This is a genomic window from Mycobacterium sp. Aquia_213 (assembly GCF_026625985.1).
In the GTDB taxonomy this organism is placed as follows: domain Bacteria; phylum Actinomycetota; class Actinomycetes; order Mycobacteriales; family Mycobacteriaceae; genus Mycobacterium.
On the sequence record NZ_CP113116.1, the window covers coordinates 1,344,353 to 1,368,146 of the forward strand.

Consider the following 23,794-nt stretch of genomic DNA (forward strand, 5'->3'; position numbering starts at 1 on the left):
CGCTCTGCATCGTCGACGGCGCGGGTGCTCATGTGTAACCCAATGCGGAATTCTCCACCCGGATGCGCACGGTCAGCAGAATCGCGTTGGCCACCGTGAACGTGGCCGCCGTCAGCCACGCGGTGTGCACGAGCGGTAACGCGAACCCTTCGGCCACCACCGCAACATAGTTCGGGTGATGCAGCCACCGGTAGGGCCCCCGCTGCACCAGGGGTGCCTCCGGCAACACGATCACCCGGGTGTTCCACCGCTTGCCCAGCGTGGTGATGCACCACCAGCGCAGTACCTGGCTGGCCGCCGCGATCGCCAGCATCGGCCAGCCCAGCCACGGGATGAACGGCCGGTGCAGTGCCCACGGTTCGACGAGGCAGCCGACCAGCAGACCGGTGTGAATGACGACCATCACGACGTAGTGTGGCCGGCCAAACTCCTTGCCGCCCTGGGTAAAAGACCATTGCGCATTCCGGTTGGACAGCACCAGCTCGACTATGCGTTCGAGCCCGACCGCCAGGATCAGCAGGTAGTACATGTCTCCACTATCTCGTGTCCGGGGCTACCAGGCCAGCAGAACGAGCTCGGAGCAGAATGCCGGACCCATCGCGATCATGAGACCGATCGAACCAGGTGGCGGCGGATCCGCCAAGTTGGCCCGAAGCACATCCAGCACCGAGACCGATGACAAATTTCCGTTGTCGCGCAACGAGTTTCGGGTGCGATCGAGGGCGTCGCCGGGCAATTCGAACACTTCCTCAACCGCCTCGATCACTGCCGGACCGCCGGGGTGACAGACCCATCGAGAGATGTCCTGCGGTGTGAGCCCGTGATCGGCGAGGAATTTGCGGACGTCGTCACCGAGGTACTTCTGGGCGACGTTCACCACGTCCGCCGACAGGACGATCTGGAAGCCCTCGCTGCCAATTTTCCACCCCATGACTTCCTCGGTGTCCGGGTAGAGCCGGCTTCGGGTAGCCGACACCCGAGGGCCCCGACTTTCGTCACCGGCGCGGTCGGCGCCCTTGGTGATGACGGCGGCGGCGCCATCGCCAAACAGGCTGGTGGCAACCAGATTGGCCACCGAACTGTCGTCGCGCTGAATCGTCAGTGTGCACAGTTCCACCGCCAGCAGCGCTGCCACCTGGTCGGGAAAGGCGCGCAGGTAGTCATGCATGCGGGCCACCCCAGCCGCGCCCGCTGCGCAACCCAAGCCGAACAACGGGACGCGCTTGACGTCCGGGCGTAGCCCGACCCGGCCCGCCAGCCGTGCCTCGAGTGACGGTACGGCCAGCCCGGTGACCGTGGTCGAGAAAACGATGTCGACCTCCGACGGATTGACCTTGGCCTCGTCAAACGCCCTCAGCAGCGCCCGCTCACCTATTTCCAGTGCTACTTCGAGATAGGCCTCGTTTGCCTCGGTGAAACCGCTCAGCTGCTCCATGCGGTCCATCGACACCGCGAGGTGGCGGTGCTCGACGCCTGCGGTGAGAGCGAATCGCCTGAAGTGTGGGCCGAGGACGGTGCTCAGCCTGTCGATGAGCGCTTCTTGCGGGTGATAGTTGTCGGGGAATTCGACCGCAGCTGCTGCGATCGAGGGTCCCGTGTCGATGGTCGATGTTTGCAGTCCGAGCGTTGCCGAACTTCCCCCCGTGATCTTGTCCATGTCTTGGGTTACGGCACCGTAGGTTGGTTAGTTCACCCTAACTCGATGTGAATATGACCACTGGTCATTTCCCGGCATTCCGCCGGGTGCATCCTTGCGGCCGGGTCGCATGGGTTTAGACGTACCCCGTCCGGGATAGGGTCAAGGATATGCGGATTCTGGTCACCGGCGCGACGGGCTACGTGGGGTCGCGGCTGATCACAGCGCTGCTCGCGGACCACCACCAGGTGGTCGCCGCCACTCGAAACCCGAAGCGTCTCAAGCGGTTCGGCTGGTGTAACGAGGTCGCGCCGGTCCGCCTCGATGCGTCCGACCCCGCGTCGGCGCAGGCGGCAATGGACGCCGCCGGGCCGGTCGACGTCATCTATTACCTGGTGCACGCGATCGGCCAGCCCGACTTTCGCGACGCCGACCGGGTGGCGGCCACCAACGTCGCGGCTGCCGCCAGGGACGCGGGGATACGGCGCATCGTTTACCTGGGCGGGTTTGTGCCCGCCGGCGGCGGGCTGTCCGACCATCTGGCCAGCCGAGCCGAGGTCGCCGAGGCCCTGTCCGTGCCCGACGGGCCGGAACTGGTGTGGCTGGGCGCCGCGATCATCATCGGTGCCGGATCGACGTCCTTCGAGATGATGCGCTACGTGGGAGACCGGTTTCCGTTCGTTCCGATCCCGGAGTGGCTGGAGAACCCGATCGATCCGATCTCGATCCGCGATGTGCTGCACTACCTGGTGGCCGCGGCCGATCCGGACCGGGTCCCGGCCGGCGCCTACGACATCCATGGGCCCGACACCACGTCGTATCGGGATCTGCTCAAGACGTACGCACGCATAGCGGGCAGGTGGCACGCGTCGGTGTGGGTGCCGTGGGTCAACCCGGCGCTGGCGTCGTTGATCACGGGCTTCGCGCTGCCGGTACCGCAAGGATTGGCTTCAGACCTGGTCGAGTCGCTGGATCACCCGATGGTGGCCTCCGCAAGCGACCTGCGCAGTCGGGTGCCCGACCCGCCCGGCGGACTACTGGGCGTCGAGGATGCCATCGAGCTGGCATTGCGAGGCCTGGCGAGGCGCGCGCCGCGGCCCGTCAACGCGCTGGCCGATCCCCACGACCTCGCCGACACCGATCCGGCGTGGGCCGGTGGCGATGCGCTGCGGATCCGGCGGGTCGCCCGGGTGGTGACCTTGCCCATCGCGCGGCCCACGCTGGGACTGGTGAATCTGGTGCCCGGCCCGATCGCGGGAGCGCTGCGGACCGGGCTCGACCTCTTGATCGCGTGGACCCCGAAGGTACGGATTGCATGAGCGAGGTCACCACCCCATACCGCGCCAGCGTGTTCTCCGAGCTGCGTCGCGCCGTCACCAATGTCGCTGTGCCACACCATGAACCGCCCTCGGTGGTGCGGCGGCGCCGCGTCGTCGTCGCGCTCACGCTGGTGATCGGTGCTGCGGTGCTTGGCTTTTCGCTGCGACGTACGCCGGGCGAGTCGAGCTTCTACTGGCTGACCCTGGTATTGGCGGCGGTGTGGATCGGCGGAGCGTTCCTGTCGGGGCCGCTGCATCTGGGCGGCATCTGCTGGCGCGGCCGCAATCAGCGCCCGGTGATCAGCGGCACGGCGATCGGTCTGCTCCTCGGTGGCACCTTCGTGCTCGGCGGATTGGTCGCCCGCGAAATCCCGGCGGTTGCGGCCCTGATCGCCCGGGTGCTGCAATTCGCGCATCAGGGATCGTTCTGGCTGGTCGTCGTGATCACTCTGATCAACGGCGTCGCCGAGGAGATGTTCTTTCGGGGTGCGCTCTATACCGCGCTGGGTCGGCGTGCGCCAGTGGCGATTTCGACTCTGCTGTATCTCTGCGTGACGTTGGCGAGCGGCAATCCGATGCTCGGCTTCGCCGCGATCATCCTCGGCACCGTATGCGCGCTGGAGCGACGCGCCAGCGGCGGGATTCTGGCCCCGATGCTGACCCACTTCTTCTGGGGTCTGGTCATGGTGCTGGTATTACCACCGATGTTCGGCGTCTAGCCCCGGCGCCAATCACGTTGCGGGCCAACGCAGCCAGCGCAACGGCATGCAGGGGCTGCGCCACCAGCCAGTACAGCCGCCCCCACAGGCCGGCCGGCACAAAGAACGCCCGCTGCGTGTACCTGCTGCCACCGCCGTCTCGCGGCGTCACCGTCATTTCCACCCACGCCGTGCCCCGTGCCCGCATCCGGGAGCGCAGCCGCAGCGCGGTGCCGGGTTGACGCTCCGCCACGGTCCAACGAGCGCGGCTGTGGACCGCGTTCTCGGCGGCCGTCCAGACTTCTTCGGGCCCTGCGGTTGTCGTCGCCGTCCGCACCTCGGTGTAGACGATTTCGCCGGCCCAGTCCGGGTCGCTGGGCAGTGACTCGGCCGGATTGGAGCGCGACGAGGCCCAGCTGGCATCGGGCAGGCCCGGCGCCGCGCGGTGCAGCGCCAGCGCGACTGCGCGGCGATAGGGGATCAGGCCGCCGGGCGGGCGCTGGATGATGGTATCGATGTCTGAATTGCCCTTCACCGCATCGCATTCCAGCGATTCGATCAGCGGGCGCGCCAAACCGGGCGGAATCGGGGTCACGGTCCCAATCCACAGGCTGGCAATCGTCGGCGTCAAGAACGGCAGCACGATCAGGTAGCGCCGGCGCAGCCCAGCGACCTCGGCGTAGACGCGCATCATGTCGCCGTACTCCAACACGTCGGGGCCGCCGATGTCCCAGCATCGCGACGAAGGGATCGGGGCGGTTGCCGCGGCGACCAGGTAGTAGAGCACGTCACGCGCCGCGATCGGCTGAATTCTGTTGTGCACCCACTTCGGCGTGGTCATCACCGGCAACCGGTCGGTGAGGTGCCGGATCATCTCGAACGACGCCGATCCCGACCCGATGACCACGCCGGCCTGCAGCACCACCGTGTCGATTCCCGAGTCGATCAGCGCTTCGCCGACCGCCTTGCGCGACTCGAGATGCGGCGACAGGGCGCCGTCCTCCGGATGCAGTCCCCCGAGATAGACCACCCGTCGCACTCCGGTGCGGCGTGCGGCCGTCACGACGTTGCGGACCGAGCGCTGTTCCTCGTCGGCGAAATTCTTCGATGTCCCCATCGAATGAACCAGGTAGTAGACGACATCCATGCCGGCGAATGCGTCGACCAGCGAATCGACGTCGGCGAGGTCGCCGCGCGCCAACTCGACCTGCCCGCGCCACGGTACGTCCGCCAATTTGCTCGGGTCGCGAGCCAGCGCACGCACGTGGTGGCCGTGGTCGAGTAAGGACGGCACCAGGCGGGCGCCGACATAGCCGGTCGCCCCGGTCACCAGGCAGCGCAGCTGTCCAGCCATTGATTTCCTTCCCTTATGTCAGTTATTCGGAACTGACGCCGGGAAGGATGGCCGGTTCGGCCGCCGATTTGGGCCTTAGCGGTCGCTGAAGCCGGCAGTGCGGCGCTCTCGGAATGCCGTCGCGCCCTCTTTGAAGTCGTGGGAACGCAGCAAACCGGCCTGACCCTGGAGTTCGCGCTCCAGGGCCGCGTCCAACTCGGTCAGGGTGGCAGCGTTGATCGCGTCCTTGGTCTTGGCGTAGGCCACGGCGGGTCCCGCCAACAAGGTCGAAATCACCTTCTCGACGTCGGCGTCGAAGGTCTCGGCCGGGTAGACGGCGCTGACCAGGCCGGCGGACAACGCCTCGGCGGCCGGCAACCGCTCGGCCAGCAGCGCCATCCGCATCGCGCGGATCCGGCCGATCGCCGCGGCGACCAAGGCCGAGGCGCCGCCGTCGGGCATTAGCCCGATCTTGGTGAACGCGAGCATGAAAAATGCCTTCTCCGAAGCCAATACGACGTCGCAGGCCAGGGCCAGCGAGACCCCGACCCCGGCCGCGGGTCCCTGAACGACGGCGACGACCGGTCGTGGCGACTTCGTAATGGCCCTAACGGCCCGGTTGGCTTGGGCGATGATCTCGCTGCCGGAGCCGGCATCGGCCACGTCGTCAACGCTCATCCCCGCGCCGGAGCAGAAGCCTCGGCCGGCGCCACCCAAGCGCACCACCCTGACCTCCGGGTCGGTGGCCGCGCTCTCGACCGCGTCGGCGATCCCGGCCAGCACCCGGGTGGTGACCGAGTTGAGGCTGTCCGGCCGGTCGATGGTCACCGACAGCACGCCGTCGGAAAGAGCGACGTCAAGCCCCGCGACGGGAGCGAGTGTGTCGATAGCGGATTGCGGCATTGGCCCACCCTAGGTGACCGGGGTGCGCGGCCGTCGAAGGCGGCTGCGAAGATGCCAACGACCGGGGTGACACGCGTCGGAGCAGACGAAAGGTCGGTAGATCATGGCTGGACCGCTGAATGGACTGCGGGTAGTGGAGTTGGCCGGCATCGGGCCGGGCCCGCATGCCGCGATGATCCTGGGAGATCTGGGCGCCGACGTGGTGCGCATCGATCGCCCGTCGGTGAATCCCAGTGGCGCAGTAAAAGACACCACGAATCGCAATCGGCGCGTCGTCGCCGCCGACCTCAAGTCCGACGAGGGCCGCAAACTGGTCCTCGACCTGATCGCCAAGGCCGACGTGCTGATCGAGGGTTATCGCCCGGGCGTGACCGAGCGACTCGGCTTGGGTCCCGAAGACTGCGCCAAGGTCAACGAACGGCTGATCTACGCGCGGATGACCGGCTGGGGTCAGACGGGGCCGCGCAGCCAGCAGGCCGGCCACGACATCAACTACATCTCCCTGAACGGCATCCTGCACTCCATCGGCCGGGCGGGCGAGCGGCCGGTGCCGCCGCTGAACCTGGCCGGCGACTTCGGTGGCGGCTCGATGTTTCTGCTCGTCGGCATCCTCGCCGCGCTGTGGGAGCGGCAGTCCTCCGGCAAGGGGCAGGTCGTCGACGCCGCGATGGTCGACGGGTCCGGCGTGCTCGTCCAGATGATGTGGCAGATGCGCGCCGCCGGCATGTGGACCGACGCGCGCGGCACCAACATGCTCGACGGCGGAGCGCCTTACTACGACACCTACGAATGCGCCGACGGTCGCTACGTCGCGGTCGGCGCCATCGAGCCGCAGTTCTACGCCGCGATGCTGACCGGGCTGGGTTTGGACGGTGCCGATATCCCGGGACAAAACGACGTCGCCCGCTGGCCCGAGCTGCGAGCAGTGCTCACGAAGACGTTCGCCAGTCACGACCGCGATCACTGGGCCAAGGTGTTCGCCGACTCCGATGCGTGTGTGACGCCGGTGCTGGCGTTCGGCGAGGTGCAGACCGAGCCGCACAACACCGAGCGGGATGTCTTCTACGACCACAACGGCAACCTGCAGCCGCGCCCGGCGCCACGGTTCTCCCGCACGCCGAACGACACGCCTCGCCCGGCGGTGGCGGTGACCGACGTTCAGGACATCCTCGGGGACTGGGTATAGTCCCGACCAACTGGTAGGTCGGCAGGATCGCAGCACGAAAGGACTTGCATGGAGATCAAAGACGCCGTTGCCGTCGTCACCGGGGGCGCGTCAGGTCTGGGCCTGGCCACCACCAAACGGCTGCTGGACGCGGGCGCGCAAGTGGTCGTGATCGACCTGCGCGGCGAAGAGGTCGTGGCCGAATTGGGGGACCGAGCGAAGTTCGTCGCGACCGATGTCACCGATGAGGAGGGCGTCAGCAAGGCCCTCGACGTCGCCGAGTCGCTGGGTTCGCTGCGCATCAACGTCAACTGTGCGGGCATCGGCAACGCGATCAAGACGCTGTCCAAGGACGGCCCGTTCCCGCTGGACGCCTTCAAGAAGGTGATCGGGGTTAACCTGATCGGCACCTTCAACGTGCTGCGGCTGGCCGCTGAGCGGATCGCCAAGACCGAACCGCTCGGCGAGGAGCGCGGCGTCATCATCAACACCGCGTCGGTCGCCGCGTTCGAGGGCCAGGTCGGGCAGGCTGCCTACTCCGCGTCCAAGGGCGGCGTGGTCGGCATGACGCTGCCGATCGCCCGCGACCTGTCGCGCGAGCTCATCCGCGTGGTGACCATTGCGCCGGGGTTGTTCAAGACCCCGCTGCTGGGTTCGCTGCCCGAGGAGGCGCAGAAATCACTGGGCAAGCAGGTGCCGCACCCGGCGCGGTTGGGTGATCCCGACGAGTACGGCGCGCTGGCGGTGCACATCGTGGAGAATCCGATGATCAACGGCGAGGTGATCCGTCTCGACGGCGCCATCCGGATGGCGCCGCGCTGAGGCTGGTTCAAGGCAGATACACAAAAACCCCCGCCACGGCGGGGGTTTTTGTTGGCAACAAGATCAATGGGATCGACGGAACCAGCGAGAGACTGCGGGTTCGGCCATAAGTAGCCGTGCGAGCAAGCTCATGATGGTCAGCTCGCGTTCGGGAGCGGGTGCCAGTCGTCAAACTGCTCGGAGGTCTCACCTTCCACCAACACGTCGCCGTGGTAGAGGGCCTCGAAGTCAACCTTGATGACGTCCGCGCTCATGTCGTCGATCCACATGAGACTGAGCCTAAGAGCAACCATTAAGGAATCGGTGAGTCACGATTCGGAAAATTATGGCAATTTACTCGCCAGTAGGGTTGCCTGACGTCTCGAGCGAGATTTGGCCCCTGAGCGGCTTAGTTGGCGCCCATTTTTCTAGCCGGACTCTTACCGTTCGCGGGTTTGAAACCGCATCGAACCATTCGGGGTCTTACCACGTAGCTCGGTAAGGAGTTGTTTGACACCTGTCACTTACCGCGGCTAGGTTACCGCGAATATGGTGCGCGCCCCCGCGGGGATCGCCACCGGGGGAGGAAGCATAGATGCTGCCAAGGATCGCTCGGCTGGCCATCGCCGTGCCCCGCCGGATCATCGCGGCCGGGGTCCTGGTATTCATCGCCGCAGCGGTCTTCGGTTTGCCGGTCGCCAAGAGCTTGGCTCCGGGCGGTTTCCAGGACCCGAACTCCGAGTCGGCGCGGGCCATCAAGGTGTTGGGCGACAAGTTCGGGCAGAGCGGTCAGCAGATGCTGATTCTGGTAACCGCCCCCGCGGGCGCCAATAGCGACCAGGCCCGCAAGGTGGGCACCGATCTCGTCGACCAGCTGCAGCACTCGACCTTGGTCTACAACGTGTCCTCGCCGTGGACCGCGCCGCCGCAAGCCGCTGCCGACCTGCTGAGCAAGGACGCCAAGTCGGGGTTGATCGTCGTCAACCTCAAGGGCGGCGAAAACGACGCGCAGAAAAACGCCCAAACCCTGTCCGAACAGCTCGTCCACGACCGTGACGGCGTCACCGTCCGCGCCGGTGGCTCTGCGATGCAATACGCCCAGATCAACACGCAGAACCAAGAAGACCTCTTGATGATGGAGATCATCGCGATCCCGCTCAGCTTCCTGGTGCTGGTCTGGGTATTCGGTGGGCTGCTGGCGGCGGCGCTGCCGATGGCCCTCGGCGCGCTGGCCGTCGTCGGCTCCATGACGGTGTTGCGGCTCGTCACGTTCACCACCGAGGTGTCGATCTTCGCGCTCAACTTGAGCACCGCGCTCGGCCTGGCGCTGGCCATCGATTACACGCTGCTGATCGTCAGCCGCTATCGCGACGAGTTGGCCGAGGGCAGTGACCGAGACGAGGCACTGATCCGGACCATGGCCACGTCCGGTCGCACCGTGCTGTTCTCCGCGGTCACCGTCGCCCTGTCGATGTCGGCGACGGCACTGTTCCCGATGTACTTCCTGAAGTCGTTCGCCTATGCGGGTGTCGCCACCGTGGCCTTCGTCGCGACCGCGTCGATCGTGATCACCCCGGCCGCGATCGTGCTGTTGGGTCCCCGGCTGGACTCGCTGGACGTGCGCCGGCTGGTGCGGCGGATGCTGGGCCGCCCCGAGCCCGTGCACAAGCCGGTCGAGCAGATGTTCTGGTACCGGTCGAGCAAGTTCGTGATGCGCCGCTGGCTCCCGGTCGGTCTGGTCGTAGTCACCCTGCTGCTCCTGCTCGGACTTCCGTTCCTCTCGGTGAAGTGGGGTTTCCCGGACGATCGGGTGTTGCCCACGTCGACGTCGTCGCATCAGGTCGGTGACCGCTTGCGCACCGGTTTCGCGCACGATTCCGCGACGGTGGTGCCCATCGTGATTCCCGATGCGCGCGGCGTGAGCCCGGCGGATCTTGACACCTACGCCGCGGCGTTGTCGCGGGTCCCGGACGTGTCGGCGGTATCGGCCCCGAGCGGAACCTTCGTCGGCGGAAATCAGGTGGGGCCACCGGCGGGGGCCACCGGGCTGGTCGACGGCAGCGCTTTCCTGACCGTCAGCAGCACGGCGCCGCTGTTCTCACAAGCGAACGACACCCAGCTCAACCGGCTGCATCAGGTACCCGGGCCCGCCGGCCGTTCCGTCGAGATGGCCGGTGTCGCGCAGGTCAACCGCGACAGCGTCGCTGCGGTGACGGACCGCCTTCCGATGGTGCTGGGCGTGATGGCCGCGGTCACCTTTGTCTTGCTGTTCCTGCTCACCGGCAGCGTGGTGCTGCCGGTGAAGGCGCTGATGTGCAACGTGCTCTCGCTGACCGCGGCGTTCGGCGCCCTGGTGTGGATTTTCCAGGACGGCCATCTCGGCGCGCTGGGAACAACACCGAGCGGCACGCTGGTGGCGAACATGCCGGTGCTGTTGTTCTGCATCGCGTTCGGCTTGTCGATGGACTATGAGGTGTTCCTGATCTCGCGGATCCGCGAGTACTGGCTGCAGTACCGGCCGATGACGTCGACCGCCAAAGCGGCGCACGCCGCCAACGACGAGGCGGTGGCGCACGGCGTCGCGCGCACCGGCCGGGTCATCACCGCGGCCGCGTTGGTGATGTCGATGTCGTTCGCCGCGCTGATCGCCGCACACGTGTCGTTCATGCGGATGTTCGGTCTGGGCCTGACCCTGGCCGTGTTTGTGGACGCGACCCTGGTGCGGATGGTCCTGGTTCCGGCATTCATGCACGTGATGGGCCGCTGGAACTGGTGGGCGCCCAGGCCGCTGGTGTGGCTGCACCAGCGGATCGGGATCAGCGAGGGACCGGCCGCGCCGGCCGCGCCGATCGAGCCGGTCGCGATCTCGGTGCAGCACAACGGGTATCCCGTCGAGGAGACGGTGACGAAAATCGGGTAAGTCTGGCGGATGCCGGGGGGCAGCGTTGGTAGCCAAGCTAGGGATCGGCAGTGACCTGTTCGGTCGGGCATTTATGCTGAGGCCCGTTCCGAATCGACTAGCCCGTTCCGAATCGAATAGGTGGGGGATGACAGCAGCAGTAACAGCACCATGCGACAACCCGTTCTTCGCGCGGGTGTGGCCGGTTGCCGCGGCGCACGAGACGGAGGCGGTCCGGGCCTTGCGCCGGGAGAACCTGGCCGGATTGTCGGGCCGGGTGCTCGAAGTCGGGGCGGGTATCGGAACGAACTTCCCCTATTACCCCGCGTCCGTCCGGCAGGTGGTCGCGATGGAACCCGAGCCTCGGTTGGTGGCCCGCGCGCAGGCCGCCGCCGCGGCCGCCCCCGTTCCGGTCGTGCTGACCAACGAGACCGTGGAGGAGTTCCGCGGCGGGCAGCCGTTCGACGCGGTGGTGTGCTCGCTGGTGCTGTGCTCGGTGCGCGACCCCGAGATGGTGCTGCGGCGCCTGTACGGGTTACTGCGCCCGGGCGGGGAGTTGCGCTATCTCGAGCACGTGGCCAGCGCCGGTATCCGCGGCCGGCTGCAGCGCTTCGCTGACCGGACCGTCTGGCCCCGGCTGCTGGGCAATTGCCACACCCACCGCGATACCGAACGCGCGATCGTCGCCGCCGGATTCGAGGTACGCAGTTCCCGGCGGGAGTGGACCCTGCCGGCGTGGTCGCCGATGCCGGTGTCCGAACTGTTGCTGGGACGCGCGCGCCGGCCGTAACGCGCTGGGCGCTACTTCAGCAGGGCGGGCAGCCGCTGCAGCAGCCCCGGCAGTGCCCGACTCGCCGGCTCGCGAATGCTGAGCGTGACGCTGTCGGAGAGCGGGGTCGGCTCGGGATTGACCTCGATCACGGTGGTGCCGCGGGAGAGCGCGAGATCGGCGAGGCCGGCGGCCGGATAGACGATCGCCGAGGTTCCCACCACCACCATCACGTCGGCCGCCTGGGTCGCCTCGACGGCGTGCCGCCACGGGCCCTCGGGCAGCTGCTCGCCGAACCAGACGATGTCGGGCCGAATCAGCCCGCCGCAACGGCCGCACAGCGGCGGTTGCACCTCGAGCGCCGGTTCCGGCATCTCGGGCAGGGCGTCGTTGTAAGGCGTATCGCAACTCGCGCAACGGAATTCGAATAGGCTGCCGTGCAGGTGGTGCACCGGGGAGCTGCCTGCGCGCTCGTGCAAGTCGTCGACGTTCTGGGTGACGACGCTGACCTCGGCGTAGTCCTGCCACGCGGCGATGGCCCGGTGTCCGTCATTGGGTTCGACGGTGCCCACCAGATAATGCCGCCACAGATACCAGCCCCACACCCGCTCGGGGTTGTCGAGCCAGCCTTGGGTGCTGGACAGCTCGTAGGGGTCGAAACGGGCCCACAATCCGTTCTTGTCGTCGCGAAATGTCGGCACTCCGCTCTCTGCGGAGATCCCTGCGCCGCTGAGCACCGTCACTCGCATGCCACCAACATAGCGGTGCTTGGGGTAATACTGGATACGTGGAGCTGGGCGAATGGCTAAGGGTCGACCTCAAGGGCGGCCGGCCGTTGTTCGACCAGCTTCGGACGCAGGTCATTGACGGTGTGCGGGACGGCGCCTTGCCGCCCGGCAGCCGCTTGCCGACGGTGCGCGAGCTGGCCGGACAACTCGGAGTGGCGGTCAACACGGTCGCGCGGGCATACCGTGAGCTGGAGACAGCGGCCATTGTCGAAACTCGCGGTCGCTTCGGCACTTTCATCGCCCGTTACGACCCGACCGACGCGGCGATGGCGGCCGCGGCCCGCGAGTACGTTCATGTCGCCCGCGGACTCGGGCTGGGCAAGGCCGATGCGCTGCGCTACATCGAGGCGGTGCCCGACGAGGACTCGCGCTAGCCGAACTCCAGCAGTGTCAAGCACGGCCTCAGCGCGGTGAACATACGCGCGCGATAGATCACCGACACCGCCGCGTTGAATGCGCGGCCGCGTCCCGGTGGCAGCCGCAAATCCTGGACCGCGCGGACACCCGGCACGCTGTTCACCAGGTCGGCCACCTCGGCAGCCGACAGGCTGAACGGCAGCGGCGGCCCCTTGTAGCGTCGCGAGGTTCGCATGCCGCGCCGGCTCACCCGCGACACCCAGGCGGGCGGCAGGTCGAACATCATCCGGCCGCCGGGAAACCTGCTGGCGCACTGGGTAATCAGTCCCATCGCCTGCTCGGGTTGCAGATACATCAGGAGCCCCTCGGCGGTGATGAACACGCCGCCGGCAGGGTCTACCGAATCCATCCAGCTGTAGTCCAGGGCCGACTGGGCGGACGTCGCGACTCGCTCAGCCGACGGCAGCAGCCGGGTCCGAATATCGATGATGGCGGGCAAATCAACGGTAAGCCAACGGAATTGGGCGCCCGGTTGGTCTGCCTCCAACCGCCAGAAGCTGGTTTGCAGGCCCTCGGCCAGCGCCACCACGGTGGCCGTCGGGTGCTCAGCCAGGTAGGCCAGGGCCTGGGTATCGAACAGCCTTGCGCGCAGCGCGATGTCCTGGCGCGGCCGGCCGAACTTGGCGAAGTCGTAGTCGATCGAGTCGACCAGCGATATCGCCATCGGATCGACGATCAGGGGGTCGGGGTGGCGCGCTTCGGTGGCTCGCGCATTCAGCGTCAGTAGGGCGGTCTCGGAGACGCCTTCCAGCGAGACCTTCCCTTTTGCGGGCTCTTGGGCGGAGGTCATCGAGGCAAACCTTACCGACCTTTGGCGTGCGCATCACCGCAACAGTTTGGCCAGGGTGCGCATATTGCGGGTGGTGGTCGACGACTTGTATCGCGGCTTGCCCATCGTTTTGCCGATCGTGCTGTCCAGCGTGCTGCCCTTGGGTACCTGCCAGTAGATGACGCCGTCGCCGCGGCTGATCTTCTCGTCGGGACCGGCGTCTTTCGCCAATGCTGCGAGCTCGTCGAACACCGCGCTGTCGGCGACGAACGTGACGTAGGACTGATAGCCGTCCACCTCGGGCTCGAACGGGTAGGCGTCGACGACGGCGCGCACCGCATCGACGTCGTAGGCCAGTACCCACGCGTCGTAACCGAACCTTTCACGCAAGGTGGCCTCGGCCTTCTTGCGGACCGCGGGCGCCTTGGCGGACGACTCCAACAACACGTTGCCCGTGGCCAGGATGGTGCGTACGGCCGTGAACCCCGCGTCGGTCAGGGCCGCGGAGACCTCGGCCATTTTTAGATTGACGCCGCCGACGTTGACACCGCGCAGGAACACCGCGTACTTGGTCATGATCCGATTGCACCAGAGCGACGTAGTCTTTGGGGATGGGACGCCAAGTCTTCGACGACAAGCTGCTGGCACTGATCGCAGGGAACTCCCTGGGGGTGCTGGCCACGATCAAAGGCGACGGGCGCCCGCAACTGTCGAACGTGAGTTACCACTTCGACCCGCGTGAGTTGGTCATCCGGGTATCGATCACCGAGCCGCGGGCCAAGACCCGCAATTTGCGCCGCGATCCGCGGGCCTCGATCCTGGTCGACTCCGACGACGGCTGGTCGTATGCGGTCGCCGAGGGCACCGCGGAACTGACGCCCCCGGCCGCCGCACCCGATGACGACACCGTCGAAGCGTTGATTGCGTTGTATCGCAATATCGCCGGTGAGCATCCGGATTGGGATGAGTACCGCCACGCCATGGTCACCGATCGGCGGGTGGTGCTGACGCTGCCGATCTCCCACCTGTACGGCATGCCGCCGGGCAAGCGGTAGTCGGGCTAGGCTGCCGATATGGCCGAATCGAACTCCGGAAAAGACGCCACGCCCGCGGAGGCGGAGGACGACAACAAGCGCAAGTTCCGCGAAGCCTTGGAGCGCAAGATGGCCAAGTCTTCGGGCGGATCCGACCACAGAGACGGTGGCGGCGGCAAGCAGTCCCGGGCGCACGGTTCAGCGGCCGGTGGCCGTCGGGAATTCCGTCGTAAGAGCGGCGGCTAATCCGCCCAAAATTGTTGGCAGACAGGGATTTTGGTTCAGCCTCGGGGGAGGCTGAACAGTCCGATCGAGGGGTCTGCCTTGCCCGGTTTGCCGCGCATGCTGCCGCGGGTACTGGGATGCGAGAAGTCCACTTGGGACGGATCGTTTTGGTATGCCCAATCCGCCACGATGGTGCGTTGGAGGAACTTCCAGCGGCCGTCGTGCTTGATGTAGGTGTCCAGGTACCGGCCGCCGATGACGACGTCGATGTCGTGTTCGGGTCCGGCGAAGGTGTGAAACACCAGGCAGTAGATCTCGCCGCGCGCCCCGTCACCCTCGACCACGAAGTTCGTCGTGGTGATGTTGTGTTGGGAGACACGCACATACGGCTCCGCCGCCCGTAGTTGCGCGATGAACGCTTCGGCGCCGCCCGTCGAGAACGAGCCGTGCGAATCGGTCGCGTCCGGGTGGTACAGGTCCCGGAGCGTTTCATAGTCGGCGCGGTCGACGGCCCGGCAATAGGCATTGACAAGTTGATGCAGTTCGTCGCGGGCAACCATCAGTGCCAATTTGGCTTCATCCACCACCTCGCCACGATAGCTCGGTGGTAATGCGCTGGTCGTCAGCGCCTTTCTGGTGGGTAGTCTGTCGTCAAGTTGGTCGTCGGTCTTAGGGTGTTCAGCGAAAGGTTGGTCGTTGACGGTGAAAATTTGCCTGGCTCAGGATCCTGAGGCCGACAAGCTGCTGGCCGACGATCCGCTGGCTTTGCTGATCGGGATGGTGCTGGATCAACAGGTGACATTTGAAACTGCCTTCGCGGGACCGAAGAAGATCGCGGACCGGATGGGCAGCTTCGACGCCGCCGTGATCGCCGATTACGACCCGGACAAGTTCGCTGCGTTGTGCTCGGAAAGGCCTGCGATACATCGTTTTCCGGGTTCGATGGCCAAACGCATCCAGACCCTGGCGCAGATCATCGTGGACCGCTACGACGGTGACGCGGCGGGATTGTGGACCGCCGGTGACCCGGACGGAAGCGAGCTGTTGCAGCGCATCAAGGGCCTGCCCGGCTTCGGCGACGTGAAGGCGCAGATCTTTCTGGCCCTGCTGGGCAAGCAGTATGGCGTGACGCCGAAAGGCTGGCGCGCGGCGGCCGGGGACTTCGGCAGGGCCGGATCGCACATCTCCGTCGCCGACATCGTCGATGACCAATCGATGGGCAAGGTGCGGGAGTACAAGAAGCAGATTAAAGCAGCAGCCAAGGCGGCTAAGTAGTAGGTCACCAGAAGGGAAGGGCGGCAACGTGAAGACACACCTGACGTGTCCGTGCGGAGAAGCCATCGTCGGCAAGGATGAGGATGAGTTGGTCGAGCTGACCCAGGCTCACCTGTCCAGCGTTCATCCGGGCCTGGAGTACGACCGCGACGCAATCCTGTTCATGGCGTACTAGCCAACCCCGCCTTATGTGCGGGTGTTGGTTGGCTTTAGGGCACCACGGTTGAGCCGATGGTGGGCAGGAACTGGCACTGCTTTTCTTTGGTCGTGACCTGACCGAAGATCGTCGACATGACGCTGCCCGAACCGGTGTCGGCGATCCCGGTCAAGGTCGTCGGCCCGTCGGGATTGATGTCGGTGCGCGGCTGCAGTGTGACGGTGCCCGACTTGCCCGTGGTCAGGTTCACCCAGGTGACATTCAGCGGCAGCTTCTGCACCTCGGCGGGTCCGGGCGTGCCGACAGCGGTGAACACATAGGCGGTCTGGCCGGCTTTGGGGCCGGGCAGCGGGATCGTGGCAGGCCCCGCCACCGATAGCGCGGCAGCTAGCGCGCTACTGCCGTCGGCCAGGCAATTGCTGCCGATCGACGGATACATGAAGTCCTGCGTAATCGGCGCGCCAGGGCCGAAACCCGGAGCCGCCGCGCCGGGCGCGGGGTCCGGCGCGGGCGCGGCCGCGGCCGCGGCCGCCGGGGCGGGTGCCGGACCCGGCGCGGGTGCGGCCGCCGGTGCAGCGACTGGAGCGGGTGCGGGACCTGGAGCGGCTGCGGCCGCCGGAGCGGGAGCCGGGCCCGGAGCCGCACCCGGTGCGGGAGCGTGCGGCGTGCCGGCCGGGGGAGCGGCCGCCGGGGCCGGACCCGCGGCGTGGGCCGGGTCGATGCCCGTCGGCAGGTGTGCCTGGGTGCCCGGCACGACGCCGACGCCGGGCACATGCTCGGCCGGGGCGGCGTTAGGCGCCGAAGCCGGCGCACCGGGAAGCGGGGCACCCGGCTCCTGAACGAATTGATTCACCGACGCGGCCACGTTCTTCGATTCGCTGGGCGCTGTCGGGTTGTGACTGAACGCTTGCGCGGCGGCCATCAGCAGCTGTGTCGCTTGACCGGGGTCGGTCGCCGCTTGCTGAATGATGGGGCTCAGCTGCGACAGCGCGGGCAGGCCGGGTAGCCCCTGGGCCATGTTGGGCTGCGGTGTCGGCTGCGGTGCCGCCGGATCGGCCGCCGCGCTCGGGCAGAACCCGAACGCGGCAGCCGAAGCCGTCACGACAGCGGCCAAACCTTTGGACAGATTCCAAGTGCTTGCCACGATGTCCTCGTCCTTCGGTAGTGGATTAGCCGGTTAGCAGACTGCTCAGGGAATGGCCGAGAGCAGTGACAGCGGCGCGGCCGGCGCAGGCGCGGCCGGTGCCACCGGTGCACCCGGTGCCGCAGCGCCCGGGACGGCGCCCGTGGCCAGTGCCGGCAGGTCGCCCGGGAGCGACAGCTTCGGTGGCACACTCAGCGGCAGGCCGGGCAGTGCCGGCATGTTGACGTTCGCCACGTTGGACAGCGGAGACTGCGCCGGCGCAGCGGCGGACGCGGGTGTCGTCGGCGACGTCAGACCCGGGATCGAGCCCAGCCCGGGAATAGCCGAGCTGGCCGCCGGAGCGGCGGGAGCCGCCGGCGTCGTCTGTCCCAATCCAGGGATCGAGCCGAGGCCGGGGATCGTCGGGCTGGCCGCCGTGGGGGCGGTCGGTGCGGTCGCGGCCGGTGTGAGTCCCGGAATGGACGGGATACCCGCCGGGGCAGACGCCGCGGGCGCCTGTGCGGCCGAGGTCAGGCCCGGGAAGGTGATGCCGGGCTGGGCCGGGGCCTGCGGCGGCTGAGCGCCGAGGGCGGTCGCGAGGTTCTGCAGAATCTGCGGAGCGTTGGCCGCCGAGGCGATCAACTGCTGTGGGATGTTCTGCAGGCCGGGGTCGGGAATCGGCGCAGGGTCGGCGTGGGCGATTCCGCCCGTGAGTAGGGCGGCAGACGAACCGACGACGACGGCGGCCGCTTTCGCATAAGTCCAGATGCTTGGCATTGCTCCCCCAAGGGATCGACAACAGGTGACAGGAGCCGAAGCTACTTTGATGCTGGTGGGACTCAAGTGACACGTGTGGCATTTATTTGATCGTTATCGATACGAGTGATGGCGGTGACCAGACGGCTGCCGACACGCCCCCGAACTGCAAAGTCCGCGGCAATGCGCGCGACGGCGGTGACGACGGACAAACCACAGCGTCTGCCCTGGTCGCTAAAGTCAGGCGAGTAGACACCAATCTGGCCGCCCCGGCGGCACCCATCTTCCGGCGGCTGGCGAGTCTGATCAGCTCCGCCGCGCCGCTGCTATTGGTCGTGAGCATCGCCGCACGACTCGGCTTGACGTACCTGACGCCCAACGGCGCGAACTTCGTCGACCTGCACGTATACCTCGGCGGCGCGGCCGCCATCGATCACCCCGGCACCCTGTACGAGTTCGTGTACAGCGAGCACACGCCGGACTTCCCGCTGCCGTTCACGTATCCGCCGTTCGCGGCGATCGTCTTCTACCCGTTGCACCTGCTGCCGTTTGGCCTGGTTGCTTTTCTGTGGCTGGTCGCCATGATGGCCGCGTTGTACGGCTCGGTGCGGATCAGCCAGCGCCTACTCGGCGTGCCGCACGGCAGCGGCCGGCGTGTCGCGATGGCGTGGACGGCGGTCGCGATCTGGATTGAGCCGCTGCGCAACAACTTCGACTACGGGCAGATCAACGTCTTTCTGATGCTGGCGGTGCTCTGGGCGATCTACACCACGCGGTGGTGGCTGTCGGGGCTGTTGGTCGGCGTGGCGGCGGGGATCAAGTTGACCCCGGCCATCGCGGGGGTCTATCTGGTCGGTGTCCGGCGGTTCGCCGCGGCCGCGTTCTCGGCGGTCGTATTCTTTGCCACCATCGCGCTGTCGGTGTTGATCGTCGGCGATCAGACCCGCTACTACTTCACCGATCTGCTCGGCGACGCACGTCGGGTCGGGCCCATCGCCACGTCGATCAATCAGTCCTGGCGCGGCGGCATCTCCCGGATCCTGGGCCACGACGCCGGGTTCGGTCCGCTGGTCTTGATTGCCATCGCCGTCACGGCGGTACTGGCCGTCCTGGCATGGCGCGGGGTGGACTCGTCGGATCGGCTCGGCAAGTTGCTGGTGGTCGAGATGTTCGGGCTGCTGATGTCACCGATTTCGTGGACCCATCACTGGGTGTGGCTGGTGCCGCTGATGATGTGGCTGATTCATGGACCGTTGCGCGCGCGGCCCGGCATGCGGATCGCGGGCTGGGGCTGGCTGGCGCTGACCATCGTCGGCGTGCCGTGGTTGCTGCTACTCGCGCAGCCCAACATCTGGCAGATCAGCCGGCCCTGGTATTTGGCGTGGGCGGGGCTGGCCTACACGGTGGCGGCAATGGCAACGTTGGTTGTCATTGCGGCCTCCGGCAAACGGTCCGCCGGGTCGGACTCGACGCCGGCTGCGCAGTCGCAAGCGCGGGCCGCGTCGACGCTGGGCTAGTTAGTCCGCGACGATCCCGTTGATATCGCGGGCCATCTCGACGTCGTTGCGGGTGATACCGCCCTCGGAATGCGTAACCAGCGCGAAAGTTACTGTACGCCAACGAATATCGATGTCGGGATGGTGATCTTTGCTTTCGGCGTGCTCGCCCACCCGGCGCACCGCGTCGATGCCGGCCAGGAAGCTTCCAAACTTGATCGAGCGGCGTAAAACTCCGTCCGCACGCTCCCAACCGTCCAGGTCGGGTAGGGCGGCATCTACTTGTTCATCGGTCAATACGGCCATCTGCAGCAAACCTTTCTATGCGAAAAACCTTGCCGGCTGCCACGTTACGCCCTCACCCCGGGCGTTTGAGTCCGGCATTTTGGGGAAAACGGGGTGAACCAGGTCAGCGGACGCTCCGTGAAGAAGTAGAGGCCCCGAGTTAGGGAGGCACGTGGCCGCCATGTCCGAGAAGCTGACGCCGCACTTCGAAGAAGTCCAGGCGCACTACGACTTGTCCGACGATTTCTTCCGGCTGTTCCTCGATCCCACGATGACCTACAGCTGCGCCTACTTCGATCGGCTCCAACCCATCACCCTCGAAGAGGCGCAGATCCGCAAGGTGGATCTGTCGCTGGGCAAGCTGGGTCTGCGCCCGGGCATGACGCTGCTCGAGGTCGGCTGCGGCTGGGGCAGCACGATCCGCCGCGCGGTCGTCAAGTACGACGTGAACGTCATCGGTTTGACGTTGTCGCAGCACCAGGCCGCCCACGTGCGAAAGCTTCTCGACGAGATGGACACCACGCGCAGCAGGCGGGTGTTGCTGCAAGGCTGGGAGCAGTTCGACGAACCCGTCGACCGGATCGTGTCCATCGGTGCGTTCGAGCACTTCGGCTACGACCGCTACGACGATTTCTTCGAGTTGGCCTACCGCATCCTGCCCGACGACGGGGTGATGATGCTGCACACGATCACCATGCTGACGCCGCAGCAAATGTTCGAACGCGGCCTGCCGATGACCGAAGAGTTGAACAGCTTCACCGACTTCATCGGCACCGAGATCTTCCCCGGTGGCCAGTTGCCGCCGATCGAAATGGTGGAGTTCCACGCCTCGAAGGCGGGTTTCAACCTGAGCCGTCGGCAGTCACTGCAGCTGCACTATGCGAGGACGCTCGACCGCTGGGCCCTGGCCTTGGAAGAACGCCACAGCGAGGCCGTCAGGATTCAGTCCGAAGAGGTCTACCAGCGATACATGAGGTATCTGACCGGCTGCGCCCAGGCATTCCGGGATGGGTACATCGACGTCAATCAATTCACGCTGCGCAAGTGAATACGATTGCAGCGCAACGCGAACTCTGCTGTACGCGACGATGAACAGCGCAGTGGCATGACCTGCTCTGCCCTACCCTGACCGCATGAAACCTGACGACTTCGTTGCGCTGCATCGCGAGTACCTTGAACGATCCGACGCCGTCAAAGTCTTCGCCGACGCGGACGGCGAATGGAGCGTTTACATCGAGATCGGCGGCCCGTACAAATCCCCCGAGCGGGCCGAAGAGGTAGCCAAACTCGTCACCGCCGACCTGAACGACGTGTACCGAAACAAGGTGTGAGGATCCGGCCGGTCGGTATCGATCGGTTAACCTGCCGAATGGCCTCGATACAGCTCTCGATGGGAATCCCCTCCTTCTCCGCCGAGGCGCCGGCGAACTGGGAGCACCTCACCGACTGGGCGCACGTGCTGGAAAGCGCCGGGTTCGACCGCGTGCTGGTCTCCGAGCACATCGCGTTCGGCATGAACATGGACGCATACGCCGATCCCGGCGTGGGGGGAACCGCCGGCGGTCGCCAGCCCACCGGGCCGGACGGGCCCTGGCTGGAACCGCTCACCGTCCTGACCTACCTCGCGGCGCGCACCGAACGCATCCGGCTGGGCACCAACATCCTGCTCGCCGCGCTACGTCCCGCCGCCGTTCTCGCGAAAACCGTTGCAACACTGGATGTTCTGTCGGGTGGCCGGGTCGATCTCGGGGTCGGGGTCGGCTGGCAGCGCGAGGAATACGACGTGGCCGGAGTCGATTTCGCCAAGCGTGGGGCGATCCTGGATCAGACGCTCGAGGTGTGCACCCGGTTGTGGCGGGAGAACGAGGTCAGCTACGCGTCACCGGAGTTGACCTTCGACCGGATTCACCAGATGCCCAAACCCCGGCAGCCCGGCGGGGTACCGATCTGGGTGAGCGGAACGGTCAATCGTGCCGTCGCCCGCAGGCTCGCGCGCTTCGGAAAGTATTGGATCCCTTGGGGTCAGGACGCCCGCGACCTCGCTGACGGAATCGGGCGGATGCGTGCGGCGGTCGACGATGTCGGCGGCGACCCGCACGGCTTCGGTGTCACCGGCTCGCTTCGGGTCAAGGCAGACGACGACCGGCCGGATCTGGCCGCCGTCGCCGCGGACGCGGCCGCGCTGTCGAAAGCCGGCGTCACGGACTTGCGGCTGACGCACTGGCCGCTGCGCTTCGGGAATCGAGAACGCGACTTGCGCGCATTCGTCGAAGCGGTTCGGGGCGCAGTGGTGGGCTGACCGCCCATGCCGACCCAGATCGTCGTCGCCGGCGCCGTCATCCGCGGCTCCGCTGTCCTGATCGCACAACGCGTCCGGCCACCGGAATTGGCCGGCCGCTGGGAACTTCCCGGGGGGAAGGTCGCGCCCGGCGAAACCGAGCCGAAAGCCCTGGCCCGCGAGCTGGCCGAGGAGCTGGGCCTGCAGGTCGGCGACGTCGCCGTGGGAGACCGGCTGGGCGGCGACATCCCGCTGAACGACACCATGACGCTGCGCGCCTATCGAGTGCGCCTGCTGGGCGGCGAACCCCACCCGCATGATCACCGGGCGTTGCGCTGGGTAAGCGCGGCCGACCTGCCCGATGTCGACTGGGTACCGGCGGATCGCGCCTGGCTGGCAGACCTGGCCGACGCGCTTTTGACGGCGTCGTAAGGCTTTCGCGATTCAGTTGTCAGCGCGGAACCGTTTGACCTACCGTTTGCTACGTTGCGAAAACAATTGTCAAGCCTGATGATTCGGGCCGCGATACGAAGGTCGTCTCATCGATGCCGCGGCTGATGTCTTGGTGGAGCCAGCCCGACCAGTTCGACTGGGTGACTTCATTTCTGCGCCAACGCGAGCTGGTTCGATCGGCGCAGGTGATTCTCGCGATCATCTCCGCCTCTGCCGCGTGGGTGCCGCTCACCGTCTTGGCCACGCAACCCAGGTTCAACGCAACAAGCGCGGTCATCGGCGTACTGACCGTCGTGTTCGCCGTCGGTTCGGTCATCTTCTGGCTGACGCGCTGGCCGACGCGCCGGCAATCGCGCATCGCGGCGATCACGGGCATGTTGTCCACCGGCGGCTGGAGTGTTGTCCAGCCGAGTGCGGCGTTCGCCGCGCTCGCGTGTGCGGCCCTGGTGGTCACCGGCGGTTACGTCGCGCTGTTTCACAGCCCACGGTTGCTGATGCTCAACGGCTTGGTCGTCGTCGCGGCCGCGACGATGGCAGCGCTGCGGTTGGCCGAGCAGGCCAATTTCGCCACCGGGGCCGCGGCGTTTTGGCCCATCTGTTATCCGAATTTCTCAGTGCCGCTGATTATTTGGGGCATGACGGGAGCCATGGCGACGTACGTGCAGCGCGCCGGGCAAGATCCGCTCACCGGTTTGTTGAACCGACGCGCCTTCACCGAGTCGGTCACCGACCGCCTGGCCCACCCCGCCGCCGCGCACACCCACCTCGCGGTCATGATGCTCGATCTCGACAATTTCAAGCGGATCAACGACACGAGCGGTCATGCCGCCGGCGATCGCCTGCTGCAAGTGGTGGCCGGGCTGCTGCGCGATCACTCTCCGGGCCAAGCACTCATTTGCCGCGCCGGCGGCGAGGAGTTTCTCGTCGCGCTGACCTGCACCACCGCCGACGTCCCACCGCTGGCCGCGCTGATCTGCAACGCGATCGCCAAACACCCGTCCGGCATCACGGCCAGCATCGGCACCGCCAGCGCCGAACTGCACCGGCTGTGCACGAGCGATCAGGGCCATCTCGTCGACGAACTGGTTATCCTCGCCGACAAAGCGATGTACGCGGCCAAACGCCGCGGCGGGAATCAGGCACTGCAGAGCGCAGGCTCCTAGCAGCGCTCTTCCGCCGATGAGCTGCTCAGTTCGCTATTGGTGGGTCCCCGCT

29 protein-coding genes are annotated in these 23,794 nt (G+C 66.7%); 17 read left to right on the forward strand and 12 right to left on the reverse strand.

From position 1 onward, the window contains the following. Positions 1-28 precede the first annotated feature (28 nt). Together LMQ14_RS06465 and LMQ14_RS06470 are read right to left on the reverse strand one after the other, a co-directional pair. Positions 29-529 carry an isoprenylcysteine carboxyl methyltransferase family protein gene (locus LMQ14_RS06465; RefSeq protein WP_267733962.1) on the reverse strand — a complete coding sequence of 167 codons (501 nt, stop codon included), beginning with the start codon at positions 527-529 and terminating at the stop codon, positions 29-31. Between the two features lie 24 nt (positions 530-553). Next, positions 554-1,603: a type III polyketide synthase gene (locus LMQ14_RS06470; RefSeq protein WP_267735381.1), complete on the reverse strand. Its 1,050-nt coding sequence runs from the start codon at positions 1,601-1,603 to the stop codon at positions 554-556. Positions 1,604-1,806: 203 nt separating this feature from the next. Here LMQ14_RS06470 and LMQ14_RS06475 point away from each other — a divergent pair, with 203 nt between their 5' ends. Further along, entirely contained in the window at positions 1,807-2,955 is a 1,149-nt protein-coding gene (locus LMQ14_RS06475; RefSeq protein ID WP_267733963.1) for an NAD(P)H-binding protein, read from the forward strand. Beyond that, entirely contained in the window at positions 2,952-3,674 is a 723-nt protein-coding gene (locus LMQ14_RS06480) for a CPBP family intramembrane glutamic endopeptidase (RefSeq protein ID WP_267733964.1), read from the forward strand. Before LMQ14_RS06475 ends, LMQ14_RS06480 begins: the two co-directional genes overlap by 4 nt. Here LMQ14_RS06480 and LMQ14_RS06485 read toward each other — a convergent pair. After that, positions 3,637-5,007 (reverse strand): DUF2867 domain-containing protein, encoded by a 1,371-nt coding sequence (locus LMQ14_RS06485; RefSeq protein ID WP_267733965.1) that lies wholly within the window; start codon positions 5,005-5,007, stop codon positions 3,637-3,639. The genes LMQ14_RS06480 and LMQ14_RS06485 overlap by 38 nt on opposite strands. Positions 5,008-5,082: 75 nt before the next feature. Then, positions 5,083-5,889, reverse strand: a complete 807-nt coding sequence (locus LMQ14_RS06490) for an enoyl-CoA hydratase (RefSeq protein ID WP_267733966.1) — start codon at positions 5,887-5,889, stop codon at positions 5,083-5,085. 103 nt (positions 5,890-5,992) lie between these two features. Here LMQ14_RS06490 and LMQ14_RS06495 point away from each other — a divergent pair, with 103 nt between their 5' ends. Together LMQ14_RS06495 and LMQ14_RS06500 are read left to right on the forward strand one after the other, a co-directional pair. After that, complete coding sequence (locus LMQ14_RS06495; RefSeq protein ID WP_267733967.1) at positions 5,993-7,075, forward strand: CaiB/BaiF CoA transferase family protein; 1,083 nt, start codon at positions 5,993-5,995, stop codon at positions 7,073-7,075. A 48-nt stretch (positions 7,076-7,123) separates the two neighbouring features. Further along, complete coding sequence (locus LMQ14_RS06500; protein WP_267733968.1) at positions 7,124-7,876, forward strand: 3-hydroxyacyl-CoA dehydrogenase; 753 nt, start codon at positions 7,124-7,126, stop codon at positions 7,874-7,876. Positions 7,877-8,013: 137 nt separating this feature from the next. Here the strand turns inward: LMQ14_RS06500 and LMQ14_RS06505 are convergent, their stop codons facing one another. After that, the gene (locus LMQ14_RS06505; protein ID WP_267735743.1) at positions 8,014-8,145 is read right to left on the reverse strand and encodes a hypothetical protein; all 132 of its coding nucleotides are present in this window, start codon (positions 8,143-8,145) and stop codon (positions 8,014-8,016) included. Positions 8,146-8,450: 305 nt separating this feature from the next. Here LMQ14_RS06505 and LMQ14_RS06510 point away from each other — a divergent pair, with 305 nt between their 5' ends. Together LMQ14_RS06510 and LMQ14_RS06515 are read left to right on the forward strand one after the other, a co-directional pair. Beyond that, the gene (locus tag LMQ14_RS06510; RefSeq protein ID WP_267733969.1) at positions 8,451-10,775 is read left to right on the forward strand and encodes an MMPL family transporter; all 2,325 of its coding nucleotides are present in this window, start codon (positions 8,451-8,453) and stop codon (positions 10,773-10,775) included. A gap of 127 nt (positions 10,776-10,902) precedes the next feature. Beyond that, on the forward strand, positions 10,903-11,544 hold the full coding sequence (locus LMQ14_RS06515; RefSeq protein WP_267733970.1) for a class I SAM-dependent methyltransferase: 642 nt from the start codon (positions 10,903-10,905) through the stop codon (positions 11,542-11,544). An 11-nt stretch (positions 11,545-11,555) separates the two neighbouring features. On the opposite strand, the gene LMQ14_RS06520 is transcribed toward LMQ14_RS06515, so the two are convergent. Beyond that, positions 11,556-12,272, reverse strand: a complete 717-nt coding sequence (locus LMQ14_RS06520) for an SIR2 family NAD-dependent protein deacylase (RefSeq protein WP_267733971.1) — start codon at positions 12,270-12,272, stop codon at positions 11,556-11,558. Positions 12,273-12,310: 38 nt separating this feature from the next. Between LMQ14_RS06520 and LMQ14_RS06525 the strand changes: the two genes are divergently transcribed. Next, positions 12,311-12,685 carry a GntR family transcriptional regulator gene (locus tag LMQ14_RS06525; RefSeq protein ID WP_267733972.1) on the forward strand — a complete coding sequence of 125 codons (375 nt, stop codon included), beginning with the start codon at positions 12,311-12,313 and terminating at the stop codon, positions 12,683-12,685. On the opposite strand, the gene LMQ14_RS06530 is transcribed toward LMQ14_RS06525, so the two are convergent. Beyond that, positions 12,682-13,518, reverse strand: a complete 837-nt coding sequence (locus LMQ14_RS06530) for a class I SAM-dependent methyltransferase (RefSeq protein ID WP_267733973.1) — start codon at positions 13,516-13,518, stop codon at positions 12,682-12,684. The two genes, LMQ14_RS06525 and LMQ14_RS06530, sit on opposite strands and share 4 nt — an antisense overlap. 33 nt (positions 13,519-13,551) lie before the next feature. After that, positions 13,552-14,073 (reverse strand): DUF1697 domain-containing protein, encoded by a 522-nt coding sequence (locus tag LMQ14_RS06535; RefSeq protein WP_267733974.1) that lies wholly within the window; start codon positions 14,071-14,073, stop codon positions 13,552-13,554. Between the two features lie 35 nt (positions 14,074-14,108). Here LMQ14_RS06535 and LMQ14_RS06540 point away from each other — a divergent pair, with 35 nt between their 5' ends. Further along, positions 14,109-14,552 carry a PPOX class F420-dependent oxidoreductase gene (locus LMQ14_RS06540; RefSeq protein WP_267733975.1) on the forward strand — a complete coding sequence of 148 codons (444 nt, stop codon included), beginning with the start codon at positions 14,109-14,111 and terminating at the stop codon, positions 14,550-14,552. A gap of 18 nt (positions 14,553-14,570) precedes the next feature. Next, a complete protein-coding gene (locus tag LMQ14_RS06545; protein ID WP_267733976.1) occupies positions 14,571-14,777 on the forward strand; it encodes a DUF5302 domain-containing protein in 207 nt (68 codons plus the stop codon). Positions 14,778-14,812: 35 nt separating this feature from the next. Here the strand turns inward: LMQ14_RS06545 and LMQ14_RS06550 are convergent, their stop codons facing one another. Beyond that, positions 14,813-15,316: a nuclear transport factor 2 family protein gene (locus LMQ14_RS06550; protein WP_267735382.1), complete on the reverse strand. Its 504-nt coding sequence runs from the start codon at positions 15,314-15,316 to the stop codon at positions 14,813-14,815. Between the two features lie 142 nt (positions 15,317-15,458). Here LMQ14_RS06550 and LMQ14_RS06555 point away from each other — a divergent pair, with 142 nt between their 5' ends. Both LMQ14_RS06555 and LMQ14_RS06560 read left to right on the forward strand, forming a co-directional pair. Next, entirely contained in the window at positions 15,459-16,031 is a 573-nt protein-coding gene (locus tag LMQ14_RS06555) for an HhH-GPD-type base excision DNA repair protein (protein ID WP_267735383.1), read from the forward strand. Positions 16,032-16,059: 28 nt separating this feature from the next. Continuing rightward, positions 16,060-16,206, forward strand: coding sequence for a DUF1059 domain-containing protein (locus LMQ14_RS06560; RefSeq protein WP_084163488.1), 147 nt, complete (start codon positions 16,060-16,062; stop codon positions 16,204-16,206). A 34-nt stretch (positions 16,207-16,240) separates the two neighbouring features. Here the strand turns inward: LMQ14_RS06560 and LMQ14_RS06565 are convergent, their stop codons facing one another. Then, entirely contained in the window at positions 16,241-17,332 is a 1,092-nt protein-coding gene (locus tag LMQ14_RS06565) for a hypothetical protein (RefSeq protein WP_267733977.1), read from the reverse strand. A 45-nt stretch (positions 17,333-17,377) separates the two neighbouring features. Next, complete coding sequence (locus LMQ14_RS06570; RefSeq protein ID WP_267733978.1) at positions 17,378-18,088, reverse strand: hypothetical protein; 711 nt, start codon at positions 18,086-18,088, stop codon at positions 17,378-17,380. Positions 18,089-18,294: 206 nt separating this feature from the next. On the opposite strand from LMQ14_RS06570, the gene LMQ14_RS06575 reads away from it, so the two are divergent. Beyond that, on the forward strand, positions 18,295-19,584 hold the full coding sequence (locus LMQ14_RS06575; RefSeq protein ID WP_267735384.1) for a mannosyltransferase: 1,290 nt from the start codon (positions 18,295-18,297) through the stop codon (positions 19,582-19,584). Here LMQ14_RS06575 and LMQ14_RS06580 read toward each other — a convergent pair whose 3' ends face one another. Then, on the reverse strand, positions 19,585-19,869 hold the full coding sequence (locus LMQ14_RS06580; protein ID WP_267733979.1) for a 4a-hydroxytetrahydrobiopterin dehydratase: 285 nt from the start codon (positions 19,867-19,869) through the stop codon (positions 19,585-19,587). 160 nt (positions 19,870-20,029) lie between these two features. Between LMQ14_RS06580 and LMQ14_RS06585 the strand changes: the two genes are divergently transcribed. The 5 genes from LMQ14_RS06585 to LMQ14_RS06605 all read left to right on the forward strand — a co-directional run bounded on the left by LMQ14_RS06585 (position 20,030) and on the right by LMQ14_RS06605 (position 23,742). Then, positions 20,030-20,896, forward strand: coding sequence for a cyclopropane mycolic acid synthase family methyltransferase (locus tag LMQ14_RS06585; RefSeq protein ID WP_267733980.1), 867 nt, complete (start codon positions 20,030-20,032; stop codon positions 20,894-20,896). Positions 20,897-20,981: 85 nt separating this feature from the next. Further along, positions 20,982-21,179, forward strand: a complete 198-nt coding sequence (locus LMQ14_RS06590) for a hypothetical protein (protein ID WP_267733981.1) — start codon at positions 20,982-20,984, stop codon at positions 21,177-21,179. A gap of 38 nt (positions 21,180-21,217) precedes the next feature. Next, positions 21,218-22,147: a TIGR03619 family F420-dependent LLM class oxidoreductase gene (locus LMQ14_RS06595; RefSeq protein WP_267733982.1), complete on the forward strand. Its 930-nt coding sequence runs from the start codon at positions 21,218-21,220 to the stop codon at positions 22,145-22,147. A 6-nt stretch (positions 22,148-22,153) separates the two neighbouring features. After that, positions 22,154-22,558 carry a (deoxy)nucleoside triphosphate pyrophosphohydrolase gene (locus LMQ14_RS06600; protein WP_267733983.1) on the forward strand — a complete coding sequence of 135 codons (405 nt, stop codon included), beginning with the start codon at positions 22,154-22,156 and terminating at the stop codon, positions 22,556-22,558. A gap of 113 nt (positions 22,559-22,671) precedes the next feature. Then, positions 22,672-23,742: a GGDEF domain-containing protein gene (locus LMQ14_RS06605; protein WP_267733984.1), complete on the forward strand. Its 1,071-nt coding sequence runs from the start codon at positions 22,672-22,674 to the stop codon at positions 23,740-23,742. Positions 23,743-23,794: the final 52 nt, after the last annotated feature.

Excerpts from the sequence above, each read along its gene's own strand:
- LMQ14_RS06465 (WP_267733962.1), bottom strand. The coding sequence starts at position 529 with ATGTACTACCTGCTGATCCTGGCGGTCGGGCTCGAACGCATAGTCGAG.
- LMQ14_RS06475 (WP_267733963.1), top strand. The coding sequence starts at position 1,807 with ATGCGGATTCTGGTCACCGGCGCGACGGGCTACGTGGGGTCGCGGCTG.
- LMQ14_RS06480 (WP_267733964.1), top strand. The coding sequence starts at position 2,952 with ATGAGCGAGGTCACCACCCCATACCGCGCCAGCGTGTTCTCCGAGCTG.
- LMQ14_RS06485 (WP_267733965.1), bottom strand. The coding sequence starts at position 5,007 with ATGGCTGGACAGCTGCGCTGCCTGGTGACCGGGGCGACCGGCTATGTC.
- LMQ14_RS06490 (WP_267733966.1), bottom strand. The coding sequence starts at position 5,889 with ATGCCGCAATCCGCTATCGACACACTCGCTCCCGTCGCGGGGCTTGAC.
- LMQ14_RS06495 (WP_267733967.1), top strand. The coding sequence starts at position 5,993 with ATGGCTGGACCGCTGAATGGACTGCGGGTAGTGGAGTTGGCCGGCATC.
- LMQ14_RS06500 (WP_267733968.1), top strand. The coding sequence starts at position 7,124 with ATGGAGATCAAAGACGCCGTTGCCGTCGTCACCGGGGGCGCGTCAGGT.
- LMQ14_RS06505 (WP_267735743.1), bottom strand. The coding sequence starts at position 8,145 with ATGTGGATCGACGACATGAGCGCGGACGTCATCAAGGTTGACTTCGAG.
- LMQ14_RS06510 (WP_267733969.1), top strand. The coding sequence starts at position 8,451 with ATGCTGCCAAGGATCGCTCGGCTGGCCATCGCCGTGCCCCGCCGGATC.
- LMQ14_RS06515 (WP_267733970.1), top strand. The coding sequence starts at position 10,903 with ATGACAGCAGCAGTAACAGCACCATGCGACAACCCGTTCTTCGCGCGG.
- LMQ14_RS06520 (WP_267733971.1), bottom strand. The coding sequence starts at position 12,272 with ATGCGAGTGACGGTGCTCAGCGGCGCAGGGATCTCCGCAGAGAGCGGA.
- LMQ14_RS06530 (WP_267733973.1), bottom strand. The coding sequence starts at position 13,518 with ATGACCTCCGCCCAAGAGCCCGCAAAAGGGAAGGTCTCGCTGGAAGGC.
- LMQ14_RS06535 (WP_267733974.1), bottom strand. The coding sequence starts at position 14,073 with ATGACCAAGTACGCGGTGTTCCTGCGCGGTGTCAACGTCGGCGGCGTC.
- LMQ14_RS06540 (WP_267733975.1), top strand. The coding sequence starts at position 14,109 with ATGGGACGCCAAGTCTTCGACGACAAGCTGCTGGCACTGATCGCAGGG.
- LMQ14_RS06545 (WP_267733976.1), top strand. The coding sequence starts at position 14,571 with ATGGCCGAATCGAACTCCGGAAAAGACGCCACGCCCGCGGAGGCGGAG.
- LMQ14_RS06550 (WP_267735382.1), bottom strand. The coding sequence starts at position 15,316 with ATGGTTGCCCGCGACGAACTGCATCAACTTGTCAATGCCTATTGCCGG.
- LMQ14_RS06570 (WP_267733978.1), bottom strand. The coding sequence starts at position 18,088 with ATGCCAAGCATCTGGACTTATGCGAAAGCGGCCGCCGTCGTCGTCGGT.
- LMQ14_RS06580 (WP_267733979.1), bottom strand. The coding sequence starts at position 19,869 with ATGGCCGTATTGACCGATGAACAAGTAGATGCCGCCCTACCCGACCTG.
- LMQ14_RS06585 (WP_267733980.1), top strand. The coding sequence starts at position 20,030 with ATGTCCGAGAAGCTGACGCCGCACTTCGAAGAAGTCCAGGCGCACTAC.
- LMQ14_RS06590 (WP_267733981.1), top strand. The coding sequence starts at position 20,982 with ATGAAACCTGACGACTTCGTTGCGCTGCATCGCGAGTACCTTGAACGA.
- LMQ14_RS06595 (WP_267733982.1), top strand. The coding sequence starts at position 21,218 with ATGGCCTCGATACAGCTCTCGATGGGAATCCCCTCCTTCTCCGCCGAG.
- LMQ14_RS06600 (WP_267733983.1), top strand. The coding sequence starts at position 22,154 with ATGCCGACCCAGATCGTCGTCGCCGGCGCCGTCATCCGCGGCTCCGCT.
- LMQ14_RS06605 (WP_267733984.1), top strand. The coding sequence starts at position 22,672 with ATGCCGCGGCTGATGTCTTGGTGGAGCCAGCCCGACCAGTTCGACTGG.